The organism is Lysobacter sp. OAE881, assembly GCF_040546665.1.
GTDB classification, from domain to species: Bacteria; Pseudomonadota; Gammaproteobacteria; order Xanthomonadales; family Xanthomonadaceae; genus Lysobacter_J; species Lysobacter_J soli.
Window position 1 is genome coordinate 2,749,385 of the sequence record NZ_JBEPOG010000001.1, and the last position, 19,207, is coordinate 2,768,591.

13 protein-coding genes are annotated in these 19,207 nt (G+C 66.9%); 12 read left to right on the forward strand and 1 reads right to left on the reverse strand.

What is annotated here, in order from left to right; all coding sequences use genetic code 11:
* The first annotated feature begins 121 nt into the window (after window positions 1-121).
* Window positions 122-2,680, forward strand: a complete 2,559-nt coding sequence (gene ligD / locus ABIE51_RS12760) for a DNA ligase D (RefSeq protein WP_192631005.1) — start codon at window positions 122-124, stop codon at window positions 2,678-2,680.
* Window positions 2,681-3,150: 470 nt separating this feature from the next.
* Window positions 3,151-4,527 (forward strand): S8 family peptidase, encoded by a 1,377-nt coding sequence (locus tag ABIE51_RS12765; RefSeq protein WP_277802239.1) that lies wholly within the window; start codon window positions 3,151-3,153, stop codon window positions 4,525-4,527.
* Window positions 4,528-4,606: 79 nt separating this feature from the next.
* Here the strand turns inward: ABIE51_RS12765 and ABIE51_RS12770 are convergent, their stop codons facing one another.
* Window positions 4,607-5,524 (reverse strand): LysR family transcriptional regulator, encoded by a 918-nt coding sequence (locus tag ABIE51_RS12770; RefSeq protein ID WP_192631007.1) that lies wholly within the window; start codon window positions 5,522-5,524, stop codon window positions 4,607-4,609.
* Between the two features lie 116 nt (window positions 5,525-5,640).
* Here ABIE51_RS12770 and ABIE51_RS12775 point away from each other — a divergent pair, with 116 nt between their 5' ends.
* The 10 genes from ABIE51_RS12775 (at window position 5,641) to ABIE51_RS12820 (ending at window position 19,031) form a co-directional block, all read left to right on the forward strand.
* Window positions 5,641-6,342, forward strand: coding sequence for a pirin family protein (locus ABIE51_RS12775; RefSeq protein ID WP_192631008.1), 702 nt, complete (start codon window positions 5,641-5,643; stop codon window positions 6,340-6,342).
* Window positions 6,343-6,757: 415 nt separating this feature from the next.
* Window positions 6,758-7,282 carry a hypothetical protein gene (locus ABIE51_RS12780; RefSeq protein ID WP_192631009.1) on the forward strand — a complete coding sequence of 175 codons (525 nt, stop codon included), beginning with the start codon at window positions 6,758-6,760 and terminating at the stop codon, window positions 7,280-7,282.
* 123 nt (window positions 7,283-7,405) lie between these two features.
* Window positions 7,406-8,326 carry a non-homologous end joining protein Ku gene (gene ku / locus ABIE51_RS12785; protein WP_157030521.1) on the forward strand — a complete coding sequence of 307 codons (921 nt, stop codon included), beginning with the start codon at window positions 7,406-7,408 and terminating at the stop codon, window positions 8,324-8,326.
* A 27-nt stretch (window positions 8,327-8,353) separates the two neighbouring features.
* The gene (gene ligD, locus ABIE51_RS12790) at window positions 8,354-9,226 is read left to right on the forward strand and encodes a non-homologous end-joining DNA ligase (RefSeq protein WP_192631010.1); all 873 of its coding nucleotides are present in this window, start codon (window positions 8,354-8,356) and stop codon (window positions 9,224-9,226) included.
* Between the two features lie 99 nt (window positions 9,227-9,325).
* Complete coding sequence (locus ABIE51_RS12795) at window positions 9,326-9,760, forward strand: low molecular weight protein-tyrosine-phosphatase (RefSeq protein WP_354504209.1); 435 nt, start codon at window positions 9,326-9,328, stop codon at window positions 9,758-9,760.
* A gap of 278 nt (window positions 9,761-10,038) precedes the next feature.
* A complete protein-coding gene (locus tag ABIE51_RS12800) occupies window positions 10,039-12,468 on the forward strand; it encodes a UDP-N-acetylglucosamine 2-epimerase (RefSeq protein ID WP_192631012.1) in 2,430 nt (809 codons plus the stop codon).
* A 125-nt stretch (window positions 12,469-12,593) separates the two neighbouring features.
* Window positions 12,594-14,870 carry a polysaccharide biosynthesis tyrosine autokinase gene (locus ABIE51_RS12805; protein ID WP_192631013.1) on the forward strand — a complete coding sequence of 759 codons (2,277 nt, stop codon included), beginning with the start codon at window positions 12,594-12,596 and terminating at the stop codon, window positions 14,868-14,870.
* Window positions 14,871-14,874: 4 nt separating this feature from the next.
* Window positions 14,875-16,314, forward strand: a complete 1,440-nt coding sequence (locus ABIE51_RS12810) for an asparagine synthase-related protein (protein ID WP_192631014.1) — start codon at window positions 14,875-14,877, stop codon at window positions 16,312-16,314.
* Window positions 16,307-17,377, forward strand: a complete 1,071-nt coding sequence (locus tag ABIE51_RS12815; RefSeq protein ID WP_192631015.1) for a right-handed parallel beta-helix repeat-containing protein — start codon at window positions 16,307-16,309, stop codon at window positions 17,375-17,377. Before ABIE51_RS12810 ends, ABIE51_RS12815 begins: the two co-directional genes overlap by 8 nt.
* 445 nt (window positions 17,378-17,822) lie before the next feature.
* Window positions 17,823-19,031 (forward strand): right-handed parallel beta-helix repeat-containing protein, encoded by a 1,209-nt coding sequence (locus ABIE51_RS12820; RefSeq protein WP_192631016.1) that lies wholly within the window; start codon window positions 17,823-17,825, stop codon window positions 19,029-19,031.
* Window positions 19,032-19,207 lie beyond the last annotated feature (176 nt).

A 19,207-nucleotide genomic window follows, 5' to 3' on the forward strand; every position in this document is an offset into this window, starting at 1 on the left:
GATCGCATGGCGTCCATGCGGCGAACCGGGCGGAAGGTCACGTCATTCCCGCTTCAGGCTTTCGCGCGGCGTCCACCCGCGCGGGCGGAAGGTGAACTCCCGCCCGCGCCACGCCGATGCAATGAGCCTGACGGAATACCGCCGCAAGCGGCAGTTCACCAAGACCCGCGAACCCGAGCCCGGCAAGCGCCTGCCGCAGGGCCGGCGTGCGATTTTCGTCGTCCAGCTGCATCACGCCAGCCGCCGCCACTACGACTTCCGCCTGCAGATCGGCGACGCGCTGAAAAGCTGGGCGGTGCCCAAGGGACCGAGCTACGACCCGAACGTCAAGCGCATGGCGGTGGAAGTCGAGGACCATCCGGTCGATTACGCCGAGTTCGAAGGCGAAATTCCGAAGGGCCATTACGGCGGCGGCCATGTCGCGCAGTTCGACCACGGCGTGTGGGCGACGCCTTACGACCCGGAAGAACAGCTTGCCAAGGGCCACCTGAAGTTCGAACTGTTCGGCGACAAGCTCAAGGGCGGCTGGCACCTGGTGCGCTCGGGAAAACCGGCGCGTCAGCCGCAATGGCTGCTGTTCAAGGACAAGGACGAATACGCCGGCACGCTCGAAGCCGACGACCTGCTCGCCGACGTCACGCCGCCGCCGGAAGAAGACGCCAAGCGCGCCGGACGCGGCAAGGCCAAACGCAAGCGCGAAACCGAAGTGCCGGTGCAGAGCGCGACCCGGCATCGCGACTGGGCGAAGCTGGCGATGAAGTTGTCCGGCGCACGCAAGGCCGCCGCGCCTACGGAGTTCTTCGCACCGCAGCTGGCCAAACTCGGCGATGCGCCACCCGAAGGCGACCAGTGGGTGCACGAGATCAAGTGGGACGGTTACCGCATCGTCGCCACCGTCGCGCGAGGCAAGGCCAAGCTCTGGTCGCGCAATGCGCTGGACTGGACCGACAAGGTGCCGGAAATCACCGGCGCCATCGAAGCGCTGGGCCTGAAATCGGCCGCGCTCGACGGCGAACTCATCGCCGGCTCCGGCACACGCGACGACTTCAACCTGCTGCAGGCGACGCTGTCGGGCGAACGTCAGGGCACGCTGTCGTACGCGTTGTTCGACCTGCTCCACGTCGATGGCGTAGACATCAGCAAGGCGCCGCTGATCGAACGCAAGACGCTGCTGGAGCAGATCCTCGGCCACGGCACGCGCCACCTGTCGTACAGCTCGCACGCGGTGGGCGACGGCGAGCAGGCGTTCGAGCTCGCGGGCCAGCAGGATTTCGAAGGCATCATCTCCAAGCGCGCCGACCGCGCCTACCACTCCGGGCGTGGCGACGACTGGCGCAAGACCAAGGCGCTGCACAGCGACGAATACGCCGTCGTCGGATGGACCGCACCGAAGGGCAGTCGCAGCGGTTTCGGATCGCTGCTGCTCGCCACGCCCGACAAGCGCCACGGCTGGGCCTATGTCGGCCGCGTGGGCAGCGGGTTTTCCGACACGCTGATCAAGGACATCAGCAAGCGCCTGGGCCGCGGAGGTTCGAAGGAACCGACCGTGTACGTGCCGGAGAACGACACCGACCTGCGCAGCGCGAAGTGGTTCGAACCGCGCTTCGTGGTGGAAGTGAACTTCCGCGGCATCGGTGGACAGGGCCTGCTGCGGCAGCCGTCGCTCAAATCCATTCGCGACGACAAGCGCATCGAGGACTTGTCCGACAGCGATCGCGGTTCGGGTACGAAGCCGGCCAAGGCCGCAGCGAAGAAGAGCGCGTCGAAGACGGCAACGAAGAAGGCCGCGAAGTCGGCGACGAAACCCGGGCGCACGCCGCCGAAACTCAGCAGCCCGACGAAGGTCCTGTATCCCGACGACGGCTACACCAAGCTCGACGTCGCCAACTACTACGCGGCGGTTCGCGACCACCTGCTGCCGGAGATCGCCGGCCGCCCGCTGTCGATCATCCGCTGCCCAGCCGGCACCGACAAACCCTGCTTCTTCCAGAAGCACCACACGCCCGGGCTCGAGCTGGTCGAATTCGTGCGCCTGAAGGAAGAAGCCGGCAACAACGCCAACTACCTCGTGGTGAACGACGAAGCCGCGTTGATGGAGCTGGTGCAGTTCAATGCGCTGGAATTCCACCCGTGGGGCTCGCACGCGGACGATCCCGATCGCGCCGACCGCATCGTCTTCGATCTGGACCCCGGCCCCGACGTGCCGTTCGACGAAGTCAGACGCGCGGCCGTGGACGTGCGCAAGCGGCTCATCGAACTCGAACTGGAATCCTTCCTGCGCACCACCGGCGGCAAGGGCCTGCACGTGGTGGTGCCGCTGAATCCCGGCTGCGACTGGAGCCTGGTGAAACCGTTCGCGCAGAGCTTCGCCGAAGTGATGTCGCAGGCCGAACCCGACCGCTTCCTCTCGGTGTCGACCAAGCGTCTTCGCAACAAGCGCATCTTCGTCGACTACCTGCGCAATGGGCGCGGCGCCACGGCCGTGGCGTCATATTCGCTGCGTGCCCGGCCGCGGGCACCGGTGTCGATGCCGCTGGCGTGGAGCGAGTTGTCCAAGCTCAAGCGCGGCGACGCGTTCACCATCGCCGACGTGCCCGCGCGCCTGAAGCGACGTCGCAAGGATCCGTGGGCGGGGATCGAGAAGATCAAGCAGAACCTGTCGAAGTTTTCGGCGGAGTAGAGGCTGGGCTCAACGCCGCGGCGCCGGAGGGAACCCCGAACGGCGTCAAACCCTCCCGTCATTCCCGCGAACGCGGGAATCCAGCGTCTTGCGTGTGCGTGGATGCCGGCTGTATGCAGTGCGGCGAATGCGTGAAGAGGCGCTGGATTCCCGCGTTCGCGGGAATGACGACCAACGCGTAGCGAGCGGCAAGGCTCCAACGATGGCAACCGGGGGGCGCGCTGCGCTCACCCGGGCCGACGGCGCGCCAACCTGCCCGCATACAGCTTCGCCCTTTACACCGTTCCGACAAGCAGAAGACCTGCTCGCAACAAATCCACGCGCACCATCCGCCGACCGGATGCGCACGCTTTCGGCATGGGGACTTCCACAGGGATGAGGGCGGCCTGTTGCCCGTCGCGGTCGCGTTTGCTCCGGGCAAACCCTGTCCCGCGCCCGTGCAACGGGCCACCTCCGAGGAGATCCACCCCGTGATCAACAAAGCCCTGAGCGTCCTCGCCCTCGCCTGCGCATTGCCTGTCGCCGCGCAGGCCGCTTCGTCCACGCGCCAGATCGGCGTGAACGTCCTGCTCAACGGCGACGCCACGCCGGCAACCCTGGCCAAGCTTGGAACGTACGGCACCGTGCGCGACGTGGTGGCCGAAATCGATCTGGTCACGCTCAAGACCACCGAAGACCAGCTCGCCGCGATCCGCGCCCTGCCGTTCGTGACCGCCGCCAATCCCGATGCCGAACGCAAGGGCAGCCCGGTCGACACGGTGAGCGCGACGAATTTCGCCAACGGCCTGAGCACCTGGGACCAGGACGCCGTGGACGTCACCAACCTCGGCGCCGGCCGCACCATCGCCTACGACGGCAACGGCGTGTACGTCGCGGTGCTCGACACGGGCCTGCTCGACACATGGCGCCAGTACTTCCCGCAGGAACGCATCGCCAGCCAGTTCGCCAAGGCCTTCAACGGCGGCGGCGGCGAGAAGGGCAACGTGTCCGAACCGCCGAACAAGTGGGAACACGACCAGAACTCGCACGGCACGCACGTCACCAGCACGATCCTCGGCTACAGCCTCAATGGCGTTCCGATCAACGGCACCGCGCCGCGCGCGACGGTCATCCCGGTGAAGGTGCTCAACCAGAACGGTTCGGGCTGGTCGTCGGTGGTGGCCGCGGGCATCGTCTACGTCGCCAACCTCAAAGCCAGCGGCGCGCTGGGCGCCTCGCCCGTCGTGATCAACATGAGCCTGGGCGGTCCGTCGCTCGATGCGTCAGAAAAGGCGGCGATCGACTACGCGATCTCGAAGGGCGTGGTGATCGTCGCCTCCGCCGGCAACGAAGGCGACGCGGGCATGGGTTATCCGGGGGCCTACGCGCCGGTGGTCTCGGTGGCCGCCACGGGCTGGAACGGGCAGTGGAAGCCCGGCGCCGACGGCAATCCGGGCAACTGGTGGAACGCCGACGACGTGCCCGATCCGACCAACACCGCCGATTTCCACATCGCCGATTTTTCGAGCCGCGCGCTCGCGGGACAGGACTTGGACGTCGCTGCGCCGGGTTCGTGGGTGGTCGGCCCGTACCAGACGCAGAGCGGCAAGACGTCGTACTTCTACCTGAGCGGCACGTCGATGGCCTCGCCGCACGTGGCTGGCATCGCCGCGCTGATGCTGCAGAAGAACCCGAACCTCGTGCAGGCCGACGTCGAGGACATCCTGACCACCGCCGCGATTCCGTGGGGCGCCGGTTGCGCGCTGGTATCGCAGCCGTCCGGCCCGGCGGTGAACGAGTGCTGGGGCGCGAACGCGACGGGATCGGGATTGATCACCGCGGCGAACGCGTTGTCGCTCACGCCGTGACGTAATGCTTCAAAGCCCCTCTCCCGCAGGCGGGAGAGGGGTTGGGGTGAGGGCGAACAGACTTGGATCCGCGATCCGACTAACCCGCCCGCTCCGCCCACGGCGCCTTCGCGAACTTCTTCACCAGGTGTTCGATCAGCAGCTGCACGCGCGCAGGGCGTACGCGTCCCGGCGGGGTGACCACGTGCAGTGCGATCGGCGGCGGCGACCATTCGGGCAGCACGACTTCCAGCTTGCCCGCCTTCAGTTCGCGCCACACCAGGAACTCGGGCTGCAACGCAATCCCCATGCCGGCGAGCAACGCGGGATTCAGCGCCTCCGCATTGTTCACGCGAAGCTGCGCGTTGACGCTGATCGAGAAATCGCCGTGGCGCTTGTGCTGGAACCGCCACGCGCCGCCGAAGCGCGACAGCGTGTAGAACAGCGTGCTGTGCTGCGAAAGCTCGCGCGGATGACGCGGGCGTCCATGCGCATCCAGATACGCCGGCGATGCGACCAGCAACACGCGCACGCCGCACAACCGACGCGCGAGCAGGCTCGAATCGGCCAGCGCCGAGATGCGCAGCGCGAGGTCGAAACCGCCGCCGACCAGATCGACCAGGCCGTCATCGAAATCCACGTCGAGCGAGACGTCGGGATACATCTGCATGAACTCCGGCAGCAGCGGCGCGAGGTGTTCGATGCCGAACGACATCGGCACCGCCATGCGCACGGTGCCGCGCGGGCTGGCTGCCTGCGCGGTGATCTCGGCCTCGACCGCCTCGCCCTCGGCGAGGATGCGGCTGGCGCGTTCCAGCGCACCGCGGCCGCTTTCGGTCAGCGACATGCGCCGCGAGGTACGGTGGAACAGCACCGTCTTCAGGCGCGTCTCCAGTCGCGTGATCGCCTTGGAGATGGTGGCCTGCGACAGGTTCAACTCGGCCGCGGCGCGGGCGAAGGAGCCGGTTTCGGCGACCTTGGCGAAGATCGCCCAGGCTTCCAGGTCGGGCAGTTTCATGGGCGGCCCCATCATGCAAGGAATGGAAACGATCATATTCGATCCGTTCCATTCCCTACAGGCCGCCGGGCGCCTATCGTTTGCCCCACGCAATCCACCCACTTCGGAGCAAGGTCATGATCGAGCGTCGCCCGTTCAACTCCCTCGGCGGAGCCAACCACGGTTGGCTCGATGCCAAGCACCACTTCTCCTTCGCCAGCTACCACGATCCGGCGCGCATGGGCTGGGGCGCGCTGCGCGTCTGGAACGACGACACCATCGCCGCGAACACGGGCTTCCCTCCGCATCCGCATTCGGACATGGAGATCATCACCTACGTCCGCGACGGCGCGATCACCCACCAGGACAACCTGGGCAACAAGGGCCGCACCGAAGCCGGCGACGTGCAGGTGATGAGCGCGGGCACCGGCATCCAGCACGCCGAATACAACCTGGAGCCGGACACCACGCGGATCTTCCAGATCTGGATCATCCCCGACGCCCGCGGCGGCGCGCCGATCTGGGGCAGCAAGCCTTTCCCGAAGGGCGAGCGCTCCGGCCGCTTCGTGACGCTGGCCAGCGGTATCGCCGGCGACGAGGACGCGCTGCCGATCCGCGCCCAGGCCCGCGTGCTTGGCCTGACGCTGGCCGCCGGCGAGTCGGCGGAATACAGCTTCGACGGCACCCGCTTCGGTTACCTGGTGCCGGCCAAGGGCGCGATCGAAGTGAACGGCATCCGCCTCGAAGCCCGCGACGGCGCGGCGATCCGCAACGAAGGCGCGATCACCGTGAAGGCGCTGGAGGATGCGGAAGTCGTGCTGGTCGACTCGGCGCCGTAACGCACATCCGCGCCCTCTCGGATGAGGGGGCGCGGTTTCCCTGGATCGGGCGACTTGCCCGTCATATGGCGGAAGCGGGAATCCCCGCACCGTCATTCCCGCGAAAGTGGGAATCCCCCCTTTCCGTCATTCCCGCGAAGGCGGGAATCCAGGGACGTTCCATGCTTTCCCGATTCGCGTCCGAACCTGACGCCCGCGTCTTCTGCAGCTGACACGCACCAACCAAGCGTGAAAAGTCCCTGGATTCCCGCCTTCGCGGGAATGACGGTGAGGGATTGCGATCGCTGGCGCATCTGCGCGCGATCGCTTCAGCGGGAATTCCCGCTGTGCAGTGCGAGCATGACCGCCCCACCTCACTTTCCCCGTTGTCCTCCGAAGAGGCTCTGCCCACGCCCTTCCCCACGAGGACGATGCCATGCTCGAGCTGCTGAACATCACCGCGTTCGGTGCGTTCCACACCGTCATCGCGATCGTCGGCGTCATCGCCGGCTTCGTCGCACTCATCGCGCATCGCGAAATCCGCATCACCTCGCGATCGGGCGCGATCTTCTTCTGGTTCACGATCGGCGCGGCGGTCACCGGGCTTTTCATCTTCCGGCGCGGCGGCTTCGGCGCGCCGCACGTGCTGAGCGTGCTCACGCTGCTCGTGCTGGCGCTGGGCTGGTTCGCCGAACGACGCCGCAGCTTCGGTCGCCTCAGCGTCTACGTGGCGGCGCTGTTCAATCTCACCGCGCTGTTCTTCCACTTCATTCCGGCTTTCGTGGAGTCGCTCACGCGGCTTCCGCTGGGCGCGCCCTATGCCGCAGGCCCCGAGGATCCGCGTCTGTTCGGGCCGATCGGCACGGCCTTCGTGCTGTATCTGTTCGCCGCGATCTGGCAGACGCTGCGGATCCGGGGCGCCGCGCGCCGCGCGCCGAGCCCGGGCGCCGGCCTCGCCTGAACGGGCTCGCCGGGTCGCGCCCGTCGCGGCCCTGCTTTCACCGCCCGCCAACGCGGTTCCACGGAAAGTCATCCTCCTCCGGCCGGTTCATCCGGTAGTTCGTCCGGTAGATAGAGGTTTCCCATGGCCCGCCCCATCTGGACCGGCACCCTGTCGTTCGGTCTGCTCAACATCCCCGTGAAGCTGATGAGCGGCGAACGCCGCGTCGATCTGTCCTTCCGCATGCTCGACAGCCGGAACAACGCGCCGGTGCGCTACGAGCGCGTCAACGCCGAGACCGGCGAGGAAGTACCGTGGAAGGAGATCGTCAAGGCCTTCGAGTACGACAAGGGCAGCTACGTCGTGCTGGAGGAATCGGATATCGCCAACGCCGCGCCCGACCACAAGGAGTCGGTCGACATCGACACGTTCGTGGACCTGGAGTCCATCGGCCCCGAGTTCTTCGAGAAGCCCTACGTGCTCGAACCGGGCAAGAAAGCCGAAAAGGGTTACGTGCTGCTGCGCGAGGTGCTCAAGCGCACCGGCCAGGCCGGCGTGGGCCGCGTGGTGATCCGCACGCGCGAGTACCTGGCCGCCGTCGTGCCGAAGGACGACGCGCTGATGCTGCTGATCCTGCGGTTCGCGCAGGAGCTGATCGACCCGGCCGACTACAAGCTGCCCGAAGGCAGCCTGGAGAAGTGGAAGATCACCACGCGCGAGATCGACATGGCCAAGCAGCTCATCGAGTCGATGAGCTCCAAGTGGAATCCGGAGGACTACAAGGACGACTTCCGCGAGCGCCTGACGAAGGTGATAGAGGACCGCGTGAAGTCCAAGAACGTCGTGCGCAAGGCCACCGCCGACGAGGACAACCTGCCCGAGAACGCCGCGACCAACGTCATCGACTTCGCCGACCTGCTCAAGCGCAGCCTGGAGAAAAAGGGTGGCGGCGGAGGCGGCGGCGGTTCGGCCAGCAAGGCCGCGCCAGCGAAAAAGGCCGCAAAAAAGGCGGCCGCGAAGAAGACGACCGCGGCGAAGAAGCGCACCGGGCGCAAGTCCGCCTGACGCGCACGCCGCATGCGACGCTGACGCATGGCCACGACGCCCCGGCTCACCAGCCCCGATCGAGTGGTCTATCCCGAAGCGGGGATCACCAAGGGCGAGATCGCCGACTACTACCGCGCGGTCTCGCGCTGGATGCTGCCCGAACTCGCGCGGCGTCCGCTTTCGCTGGTGCGGTGCCCCGACGGCATTGCGGGCTCGTGTTTCTTCCAGAAGCACCATGCCGATTCGCTCGGCGAGCACGTGGGGGAGATCACGCTGCGCGAAGTCAGCGGCCAGGGCGATTACCTGTACGTCGAGGACCTCGACGGCGTGCTCGAACTGGTGCAGATGAACTCGATCGAATTCCATGTCTGGGGTTCGCACATCGACGACGTCGACAAGCCCGACCGGCTCGTGTTCGACCTGGATCCCGACGAAGGCATCGAATGGAACGCGCTGAAGGCCGCGGCGCGCGACGTGCGCGATCGCCTCGCCGAGCTGCGCCTGCGCAGCTGGGTCCGCCTCTCCGGCGGCAAGGGCGTGCATGTCGTGGCGCCGATTCGTCGCGGACCGGACTGGTCGCAGGTGAAGGATTTCTGCGACGCCTTCGCCGATTCGCTGGTCGCCCGCGCGCCGGAGCGCTATATCGCGACGGCATCGAAGGCCGCGCGTGAAGGCCGCATCTTCATCGACTGGCTGCGCAATTCACGCGGCGCCACCAGCGTGACGAGCTGGTCCCTGCGCGCGCGACCGGGCGCGACCGTAGCGATGCCGCTGACGTGGGAAGAGCTCGGACGCGTGCGCCAGGCCGGCGCGTTCGATCTGCACAAGGCGCTGCGTCGCGCGCGAAACCTCAAGCGCGATCCGTGGCACGCGATGCAGCGCGCACGCCAGACGCTGCCGTCGGACGTGACGCCCTGAGCCACGTCGCACGCGCGGTCTTTACGCGTTGCACACATTCGTGAACGTTGCCGGGCAAGCATGAATGGCCCGTACGCGCGGTTTTGCTAGCGTCGCGCCATGACTCATCGCCTACTCATCGTCTGCAAGGGAAACATCTGCCGAAGTCCGATGGCCGAGGCCATCGTACGTGCACGCCTGCTCCGCCCCGGCATGCAGGTCGCCTCCGCCGGGCTCGCCGCGATGCGCGGCTTTCCGATCGACCCCAAGGCACAAGCGGCCCTCGCCGCGCACGGCTACGACGCCAGCGATCACATCGCACGGCAAGCGACCAAGGTGCTGATGCAGCAATCCGATCTCGTCCTCGCGATGGAGCAGCGCCAGGTCGCTGCAGTGCTCGCACTGTGTCCGACGCTGCGCGGCCGCGTGTGCATGCTTTCGCACTGGCAGGACGGCAGCGACATCGAAGATCCCTACGGTCGCGACCAGCGCGCATTCGATGTTGCATTCGAACGCATCGAGTCTTGTATACGCGATTGGCGAACGAAACTGTGACACGTTCATTCCAATTGCTTCAGCCACGTGCGCATGTCGTGAAGTGATTCATCCATCTGAACCTGAGTTATCGCCGATCACAGGTTCATTCGCGTGAACGTGTTTTTTTCATCTCTTCATCAACTACGCAACCATAGATTCGTTGCGCACGGACGCAGCGCGTCAGATTTCGACGCGTGAGGAACACGCGATCCGATGCCGATGGTTGAGTGCGCACGCACACGGAAAAACACGCCTTTGCCCTTTCGTCGTTCGTGTTTCTGATCCGAGGTGCATGCATGAGGGACCCCAAGCTGGTAGCTGCCAGCGCGATCGCGTTGGCCGTGACCCTGTTCGCCATCTTCGCCATGCGCCCGTGGGCGCGGAAGATCGGACTGGTCGATCGGCCCGACGCGCGCAAGCAGCACCGCGGCAGCATTCCGCTGATCGGCGGGCTGTGCTTCTTCCTCGGCACCCTGGTGGGGCTGAGCTATCTGGGCTACATCGACGGGTTCGTGACGAGCCTGCTGGCCGGCGGCGTGATGATCGTCGCGGCCGGCGCGCTGGATGACGCAAGCAACCTCAGCGTGACTTCACGCCTTCTGGTCGAGGCCGGTGCCGCCGGCCTGGTGATCTTCATGTCGGGCTTCTACGTGCACGATCTCGGCCAGATCGTCGGCACGCGCCACATCGACATCGGGCTGTTCGGCATCCCGTTCACGATCATCGCCGTCATCGGCCTGATCAACGCCTTCAACATGATGGACGGCATCGACGGCCTCGCCGCGTCGATGGCGATGGTGTGCATCGGCGCGATCCTGCTGTTCGACGACTCGTCCTGGTCGATGCCGGGCGTGCTGGTGATGCTGCAGGTACTGTTCGCCGCGCTGATTCCCTATCTGTTCGTCAACCTCGGCTGGCCCGACGGCCGCAAGATCTTCATGGGCGACGCCGGCAGCACGCTGATCGGCTTCATCCTGGCGTGGGCCCTTATTTATATGAGTCACGCGAAGGTGGGCCGCCTCAATCCCCCGGATGTGCTGTGGTGCGTCGCGCTGCCGGTGATGGACACGCTGGCGGTGATGTATCGCCGACTGCGCGCGGGCGGATCGCCGTTCAAGGCCGATCGCCAGCATCTTCACCACCTGCTGTGCGACACCGGGATGCCGCCGCGTCTGGTGCTGCTGACGATGGTCGCGGTCGCCGGCATCCTCGTGCTGATGGGCTGGTCGCTGCGCGACATGCCGCAGTCGCTCGCCTTCGCCGCCTTCATGCTGGTGATGGCGCTGCACGTGTGGTGGGTGCCGAAGGCGCTGACGAAGCTGCGCGGTCGTTGGCCGCGAAGCGCTCCGCGGCCCATTCCCGCGCCGCTGCAGACGCAGACCAACAACCACGGCATCAACTTCCTCAGTGCCCTGGCGGGCTTCGACGACCACGACGAGGTGCGCAACGTGCCCGAGCGCAGCGATGCGCCCGCCCGTGCCGGCATCGCACTCCCCGACGTGCTGCACCTGGCCGATGCCGCGGCCGAAGCCGCGTCGGACATCAACCCGAAGCCGCCGGTGCGAGCGTTGTGCGTGCTGAGCGACTCGCCCGACGCGGTGCGCATGGCACCCATCGCGCAGCAGCTGGCGCGCGACGAACGTTTCGAGACGACCGTCTGCGTGGCCGCCGAATCGGAGCAGGAATCGGCGCGCGTGCTCGAACTGTTCGACCTGTCGGCTGACGTGAAGGTCTCCGTGCCGGCATCGGGCGAGGATCCGGCCGAGATGACCTCCAGCGCGCTGGGCGGCATCAAGCGCGTGATGACGCAGGTGCGTCCGGACGTCGTCGTCGTGCCGGGCGATGCGCCCGCGACGCTCGCCACCACGCTGGCCGCGCATTACCACCACGTGCCCGTGGTGTGCATCGACGGCGGCCTTGCGAATACCTCGTCCCCGCGTGCGGCGGACGATCCGGGCCGCCGCATCGCGCGCGCGCTCGCGTCGCTGCACGTCGCATCCGGTCAGTCGGCAGGCCGCCAGCTCGTCGCCGAAGGCGTGCCGGCGCATCGCGTGCTCGTCACCGGCAACGCGGCGCCGGATGCGCTGCGCAGCGCGCTCGAACGCCTGCAGCCCGAACACGGCATGGGCCTGGCGCTGGCCGAACGTTTCGCCGCGCTGCGCGACAACGCTCCGCTGGTGCTGATGCTCGGCCACGAATGCGAGGAAGCGCACGCGACGCTGATGTGCAATGCGCTCACGCAGATCGCGCGCGAGCATCCGGGCGTGGATGTCGTCTGCGCGATCGGTCCGGTGTTCCTCGACGAGAATACGCCGGACAACCTCCACCGCATCGACGCGCCGGACTACCTCGCCGCGCTGTTCCTGCTGCGCCGTGCGCGACTGGCCTTCGTCGGCCCGTCCCTGTACGCAGAGGCGATGGCGCTGGAAATCCCGCTGCTTTCGCTCGATCCGCCGCCGGTCGAAGCCCAGGGCCGCGTGCACCTGATGGTGCACGACGCGCAGGCGATCGCCGGCCACGTGTCGCGCCTGCTCGACGAAGCCTGGCTGCCGCCGCGCCGTGTCGCGCCGTCCGACAGCAACCGCATTCCCGAATTGAGCGACGCCGATGTGCGCGTCGCCGACGCCTTGGCGGGCCTGCGCCCGGTAACTCACGCGACGACGCCGTCGCGGGACGCCGGTTCGCCAAACCAGGTCGCGATCCGCAGCGCGTGGGGGGCGTCATGACCGCCCCCACCGCGCGCGTCCCGCACCCTCCCACGCCCTCGCGGTCGTGGACGACACACGCGCGGCACGCCGCGTTCCCCTTGCGTGCCCAGTCGCATGCCCTGCTCTTCACCAGGTGACGAAACATGGCCACTCACGTGATCTCCCGGGCCGATGCCCCCTATGCCGTTCCGCCCGCCGCCAACGCGCGCGAAGACGACATCGACATCCCCACCCTCGTATCCACGCTCACCGACAACAAGTGGCCGATCCTGTTCGGCACGCTGGCGTTCTTCATCGTTTCGGTGGCGTACGTGCTGCTGGCGACGCCGCAGTACGAGGCCAACGCCGTCGTGCAGGTCGAGTCCCGCCCGCCGACGGTACCGGGCCTCAACCAGCCCACCACCGCGCCGGCACCGCCGATCGTCGATGCGCCCGCGGCGACGGAAACGCAGCTGCTGACCTCGCGCCGCGTGCTGGGTGAAGCGATCGAACGCCTCGACCTGGATACCGTCGTCGAACCGGTGCGCATGCCGCTCATCGGCGAAACGATGGCGCGCATGCAGCAGCGCCTGCATCCGGGCGAAGTCGCTTCGCCGTGGTTCGGTCTGGACAGCTATGCGTGGGGCGGCGAACAGGTCGACGTCGGCTCGTTCGAAGTGCCCGAGCAGCTGGTCGGCATTCCGCTGCAGCTGATCGCCGGCGAACGCGGCAAATACAAGCTGCTCGATCCGGACGGCAACCTGATGCTGGAAGGCCGCGTCGGCCAGAAGGCCACCAACGGCCGCGGCCTCACGCTGGAAGTCGAACGCCTGGCCGCGAACCCCGGCACCCGCTTCGAGATGACGCGCCTGAACACCATGGCGCTGATGACCAAGCTGAAGAAGGACATCACCGTCAGCGAGCAGGGCCGCAACTCCGGCATCATCAACCTGACCTATCCGCACCCGGATGCGCTGCGCGCGAAGCAGGTGCTGGACCAGATCACGCAGGCCTACGTGCGCCAGAACGTGGCGCGCAATTCGGCCGAAGCGGCCAAGCGCCTGCAGTTCGTCACCGAGCAGTTGCCGAAGGTACGCCGCGAACTCGCCGACGCGCAGGCCCGCCTGAACACCTTCCAGTCGCGCACGCGCACGATGGACGTCGGCGTGTCGAACAAGGCGCTGCTCGACCAGACCGTCGCGCTCGACCAGAGCATCCAGCAGCTGCAGGTGCAGCGCGCCGACATCGCCAGCCGCTACACGCCCGAGCATCCGGTCTACCAGTCGCTGATGCGCCAGATCGGCCAGTTCGAGGCGAAGAAGAACCAGATCATGGGCCAGATCGGGAACTTGCCCGACACGCAGCAGGGCCTGTTCCGCCTCAACCGCGACGTGGAGGTCATCAACCAGACCTACGCCAACCTGCTCGACCAGGCGCAGCAGCTGAACATCGCCGCCGCCAGCGCGGTCGGCAACGCGCGCGTGATCGATCCGGCCGACGTCAACATGGACAGCCCGTCGTGGCCGAAGCCGTTGATCGTCATCGGTGCCGGCACGCTCATCGGCGCGATGTTCATGGTCGCCTTCGTGCTCACGCGCCAGATGTTCCGTCGTGGTGTCGAGGATCCGGTCGACATCGAACTGCTCGGCCTGCCGGTGTACGCGTCGATTCCCTTCAGCGCGAAGGGCAAGCAGGTCGTCGCCCAGCCGGGCACGGCCGCGCGACGCGACGGGAAGCAGCGCCTGCTGGCGTTCCGCTCGCCGTCGGACCTGGCGATGGAGGCGCTGCGTACGCTGCGCACGAGCCTGCATTTCGCCCGTTTCGAGATGAAGAACAACATGCTGATGATCGCCGCGCCCAGCCCGGGCGTCGGCAAGTCGTTCGTCTGCGCGAACCTCGCCGTGACCATGGCGCAGGCAGGCCAGCGCGTGCTGCTGGTGGACGCCGACATGCGTCGCGGCACGCTGCACCTGGCACTCGGCACGCGCGCCGACGGCGGTCTTTCGGAGCTGATTTCCGGCCGCATCGACGAGATCCAGGCCGTGCGCAAGGTCGGCGGCACGGAGAACCTGTCCTTCATCTCGCGCGGCACGATCCCGCCGAATCCGTCGGAGCTGCTGATGCATCCGCGCTTCACTTCGCTGCTGGACAAGCTCGCGCAGCAGTACGACATCGTGGTGATCGATACCCCGCCGGTGCTCGCGGTCACCGACGCCGCGGTGATCGGCCACCACGTCGGCACCTGCCTCATGGTCGTGCGCTGGGGCCTCAACCAGCAGCGCGAGATCGCGCTCGCCAAGCAGCGTCTTGAACAGAACGGCGTCGAAGTACGCGGCGCGATCTTCAACGCGGTGCAGAAGCGCGGCTCGGGTCAGTACGCCTACACGTACTACGACTACCAGCCGATGAAGGACGAACCCCTGCGTGCCGGAGCGAGGTAACGCGATGCGCACCCAGATCACGATGTCGCCCTACTACGGCACGCCGGACTTCTCGCGCCTGATGCGCGATGACGTCCCGCCGCCGGCCGTGGATCCGGTGTCGGTCGCCGACATCCTCCGCAACGCCTTCGTCTATCCGCCGTACTCGATTTACGAAGGCGTCCGGCTGGTCACGTTCGGGTTCTGCCCGCACGACGACATGCACACCGAGCCCAAGTTCCACTTCAAGTTCCGCAATGCGGGCGAAGTGCCGGAGTACGCCGCGACCGAGCAGGACTGGGTCGCCGGCTACCACCGCCGCCTGTGCGACGCGATCCATCGCAGCTGCGCCGGCATGAGTTCGCCGTGGCTGCTGCAGAGCGGCGGCAAGGACTCGACGACGCTGGCGATCGCCATCGCCGACGCGCGTCCGGACACGACGTGCATCACCTACCTCGGCGGCCAGGAAGAGGACGAAGTCGAATCGGCGACGCACGTCGCGCGCACGCTCGGGCTTCGCCATGAAACGCTGACCTGCGATCCGGCGCGCGCGTACGACCGTTACCTCGGGGTCGTCGATCGCATGCCGCTGCTGACGGCCGACTTCGCCCTGCTCTCCTGCATCGACCTGGGCACCGAAGTGGTCGGCCACGGCGGCGACGGTGTCGTCGACGGCCTCGGCGCCGACAGCTACTTCGGCACGCCGATGAGCAAGCGCCAGGAAATGCTCAAGCGCCTGTCGCGCGACTTGCCGCTGCCGGGCTGGCTGTCGGAACTTCCCGGCGTAGATCGCAGCTTCAAGCTCTGCTACATGCTCAGCACGCTGCGGATGAACGAGATCGAGCGTGCATTCCCGGGCTCGCGCTTCAGCGACGACGAAGTCGATGAACTGCTCGGCCGGCCGATCTCGCAGCATTCGCGTCATCGCCTCGAGCTGTATCGCGAGGAAATCGGCTCGGCCACGAGCCTGTGGGAATGGCGCGACATGTCGACGTCGATCGCCGGCTCCGCGGGCGCGTTCGCGAAGGGCCTGTACTCGAGCGCCGCGCTCGGCCTGAAGGTCGCCTACCCGTTCTGCGACCTCACCCTGCGCGAGTGGATCCATCGCGAAGTGCCGCGTTACCAGAAGGTCGATCCGGTCACCAAGCTCAACAAGTTGCTGATCCGCGATCACATCGCCACGCGCTTCGAGGAGCTGCCGTACGTCACCGGCAAGGGCAGTTTCCGCTTCGACGTGCGTGGACTGGTGAAGGCGAGGTTCGACCGCGTGCGCGAGTTCGCGCGCGATTCGGCCGAACTTCCCGGCGCCGGCGCATGGCTCGATCGCAATCGGCGCCGGCTCGACAACAAGTACCACGCGTCGAAGTTCTACCTGCTCTCCGTCGTGCTTCCCTGGCTCGCGTCGCGTCGCGAGCGGCGCGCGCAGGTGCAGGACACCGACATGCGCGAACGCGCCTATGCCTGACCTGCTGAGGCGGCGGATCGCCGCGTCGATCGCGATGCTGTCCGCGGCGCCGATGGCGTCGTGGGCCGCCTCGCCCATCGGGAGCGCCGTCGTCGACGTGCGTCGGCACGGCGCGCGCGGCAACGGCGTCGCCAACGACACGCGCGCCTTCCAGGCGGCGATCGATGCGCTGCCGCAATCCGGGGGCACCGTGCAGGTGCCGGCCGGCGATTACCTCATCGATCCAGTCATCGGCGTGCAGTTGCGCAGCCGCATGCACCTGGCGATGTCGCCGGGCACGCGCCTGCTCGCCAAGCCCAACGCCGCCGAGCGCGCCTACGTGCTCAACGCGCATCGCGTGAGCGATACGACGATCTCGGGCGGCCGCATCATTGGCGAGCGTTCGTCGCACAAGGGCACGACCGGCGAATGGGGCCACGGGCTGATGATCCGCGCGTCCGAACGCGTGAACGTGCGCGACCTGCACATCTCGCATTGCTGGGGCGATGGCATCTCCATCGGCGGAACGAAAGTGGGCGCGGCCTTCGTGCCCAGCCGCGACGTGACGATCGAACGCGTCGTCTGCGCCGGCAACCGTCGCCAAGGGCTCACCATCGGCCGCTCGCGCCGCGTGCGCGTGTTCGATTCCGAGTTCATCGACACCGGCGGCACCCTGCCCGGCGCCGGCATCGACGTGGAGCCGGATGAAGGCGACATCGCCGACGACATCCTGATCGCGCGATGCACCGTGCGCGGCAACGAAGGTGCGGGCATCCAGCTCTACAAGCGCGTTTCCGACGCCACCGTGCGTGACTGCCTGATCGAGCACAACCGCGGGCACGGCATCCTCACCGTTGGCGCGACCGACTGCCGCATCGAGGACAACCGGATCCGCATGAACGTGCTGGGCGGTGTCGGCGTGCGACCGGGCACGCGCAGCCTGATCGTGGCGCGCAACGAATTCGACGACAACGGCCCCGCGGGCACCTCCGCCGGCAAGAAACGTGGCGGCAAGCGCCACGTCACCATCGCCGAGCGAACCGAAGGCATCCGCGTCGACGCGGACAATCGCTACCTCGACTGACTTCGAAGCGGACTCATCGGTAGACGCATCGCGAGGCGCAACGCCTTGCCTTCACTGCGCGACGTGACGAACGCCGTCACGCGCGCCATACTCCGTCACGCGAAATCACCGGCGAAACGCGTGATTTCAGCAAGCTCATCCGACTCCGATGCAGCCGCGCCCGGTTCATCTCGCGCACACGCGCATCATCGCGCAGCATCGAAATCGCAGTCATGAACTTGAATGCGGCGCTACATGAACGACTCGCGCTGATTTGTTTGCGCGCGTGCACAAATAGTGAAGATAGGGGTATCGATTCACACTTGTTGCTGTAGGGTGCACGTCAGTCACGAACATGATCGTGGCGTGATGACGTGAAGTACGCGAGGGGGCGCGCTTCACACCACCAAGCCCCATCGAGCAGAACCGCTCACCCGGGGGCGTTCCTTAATTCCGGAACCCTACTGTGAACGATATCCAGGTGATGGCGCCTGCGACCGCCGAACGTCGCGAATTCCTCCGCAAGTCCCTGCTTCTCTCCATTCCGCCCGTGCTCGGCTTCGCCGGCATCGGCAAGGTGATGGCCGCCACCGGCGCGACCACCGCGCTTACGTACACGCCGCCCAAGCGTGCGCGCGGCACCACGACCCTCAACGTCAAGAACCACGGCGCGCGTGGCGACGGCTCGTCCGACGACACCACCGCCTTCCAGAAAGCGGTCAATGCCCTGCCCTCCACCGGCGGCACCGTGTACGTTCCGGCCGGCAAGTACGTGATCGACCCCACGCGCAACGTGCGCCTGCGCAGCAAGATGCACCTCAAGCTGGACCCGGCCGCCGAACTCTGGGCCAAGAGCAACGGCGCCGAGCGCGCCTACGTGCTGATGGCGATGCAGGTCAGCGACGTCGAGATTTCCGGCGGCAAGATCCGCGGCGACCGCTACCGCCACCTCGGCAGCGCCGGCGAATGGGGCCACGGCATCATGGTGCGCGGCTCCACCCGCGTGACGGTGCGCGACATCTACATCGCCGACTGCTGGGGCGATGGCATGTCCATCGGCGGCGCGGCACAGGCGTCGGGCGCGGTCGTGCCGTGCAACGACGTGGTCGTCTCCAACGTGGTGTGCACCAACAACCGTCGCCAGGGCCTGACCATCGGCTGCTCGCGCAACGTGAAGGTCTACGACAGCGAGTTCAGCAACACCAACGGCATCGCGCCGCAGTGCGGCATCGACATCGAGCCGGACGTGAATGACTCGCGCACCACTGACACGGTGCACATCGAGAACTGCCTGATCCGCAAGAACAAGGGCAACGGCATCCTGGTCTACAAGCGCGTCACCGGCGTGACCATCAAGAACAACACCGTCGAGTACAACGGCGGCTACGGCATCCTCACCGTCGGTGCGAACGGTGGCTACATCGCGTTGAACCGCATGAACCGGAACTACCTGTGCGGCCTGATGTTCAGCTCCACAAGCAACGACTACCAGGCCAGCAGCAACGTGTTCCGCAACAACTACACGAAGATCTTCGGCTCGCACACCACCAACTACGCGCTGGTGTCCATGACCGGCATCAAGAAGGGCATCCTCCCGACCGGCAACGACCCGCACGTGCAGAAGGCGAGCACGGCCACCAACATCCGCGTGACGACCAACCAGTACGCGAAGTGACTTCGGTCCGGCGCGGCCCTTCGGGGGAAGGGGCGCGAGGGCAATGAAGGCGAAGGCCGGCGAATGCCGGCCTTCTTTTTGCGTGGCGGCACTCGATGCATGAAACGTCATTGCGACGGCGTGACGACGCTGGCATTTCTCCGTTCACCTGAGGATGCAAACGTGAGCGGCCTGTG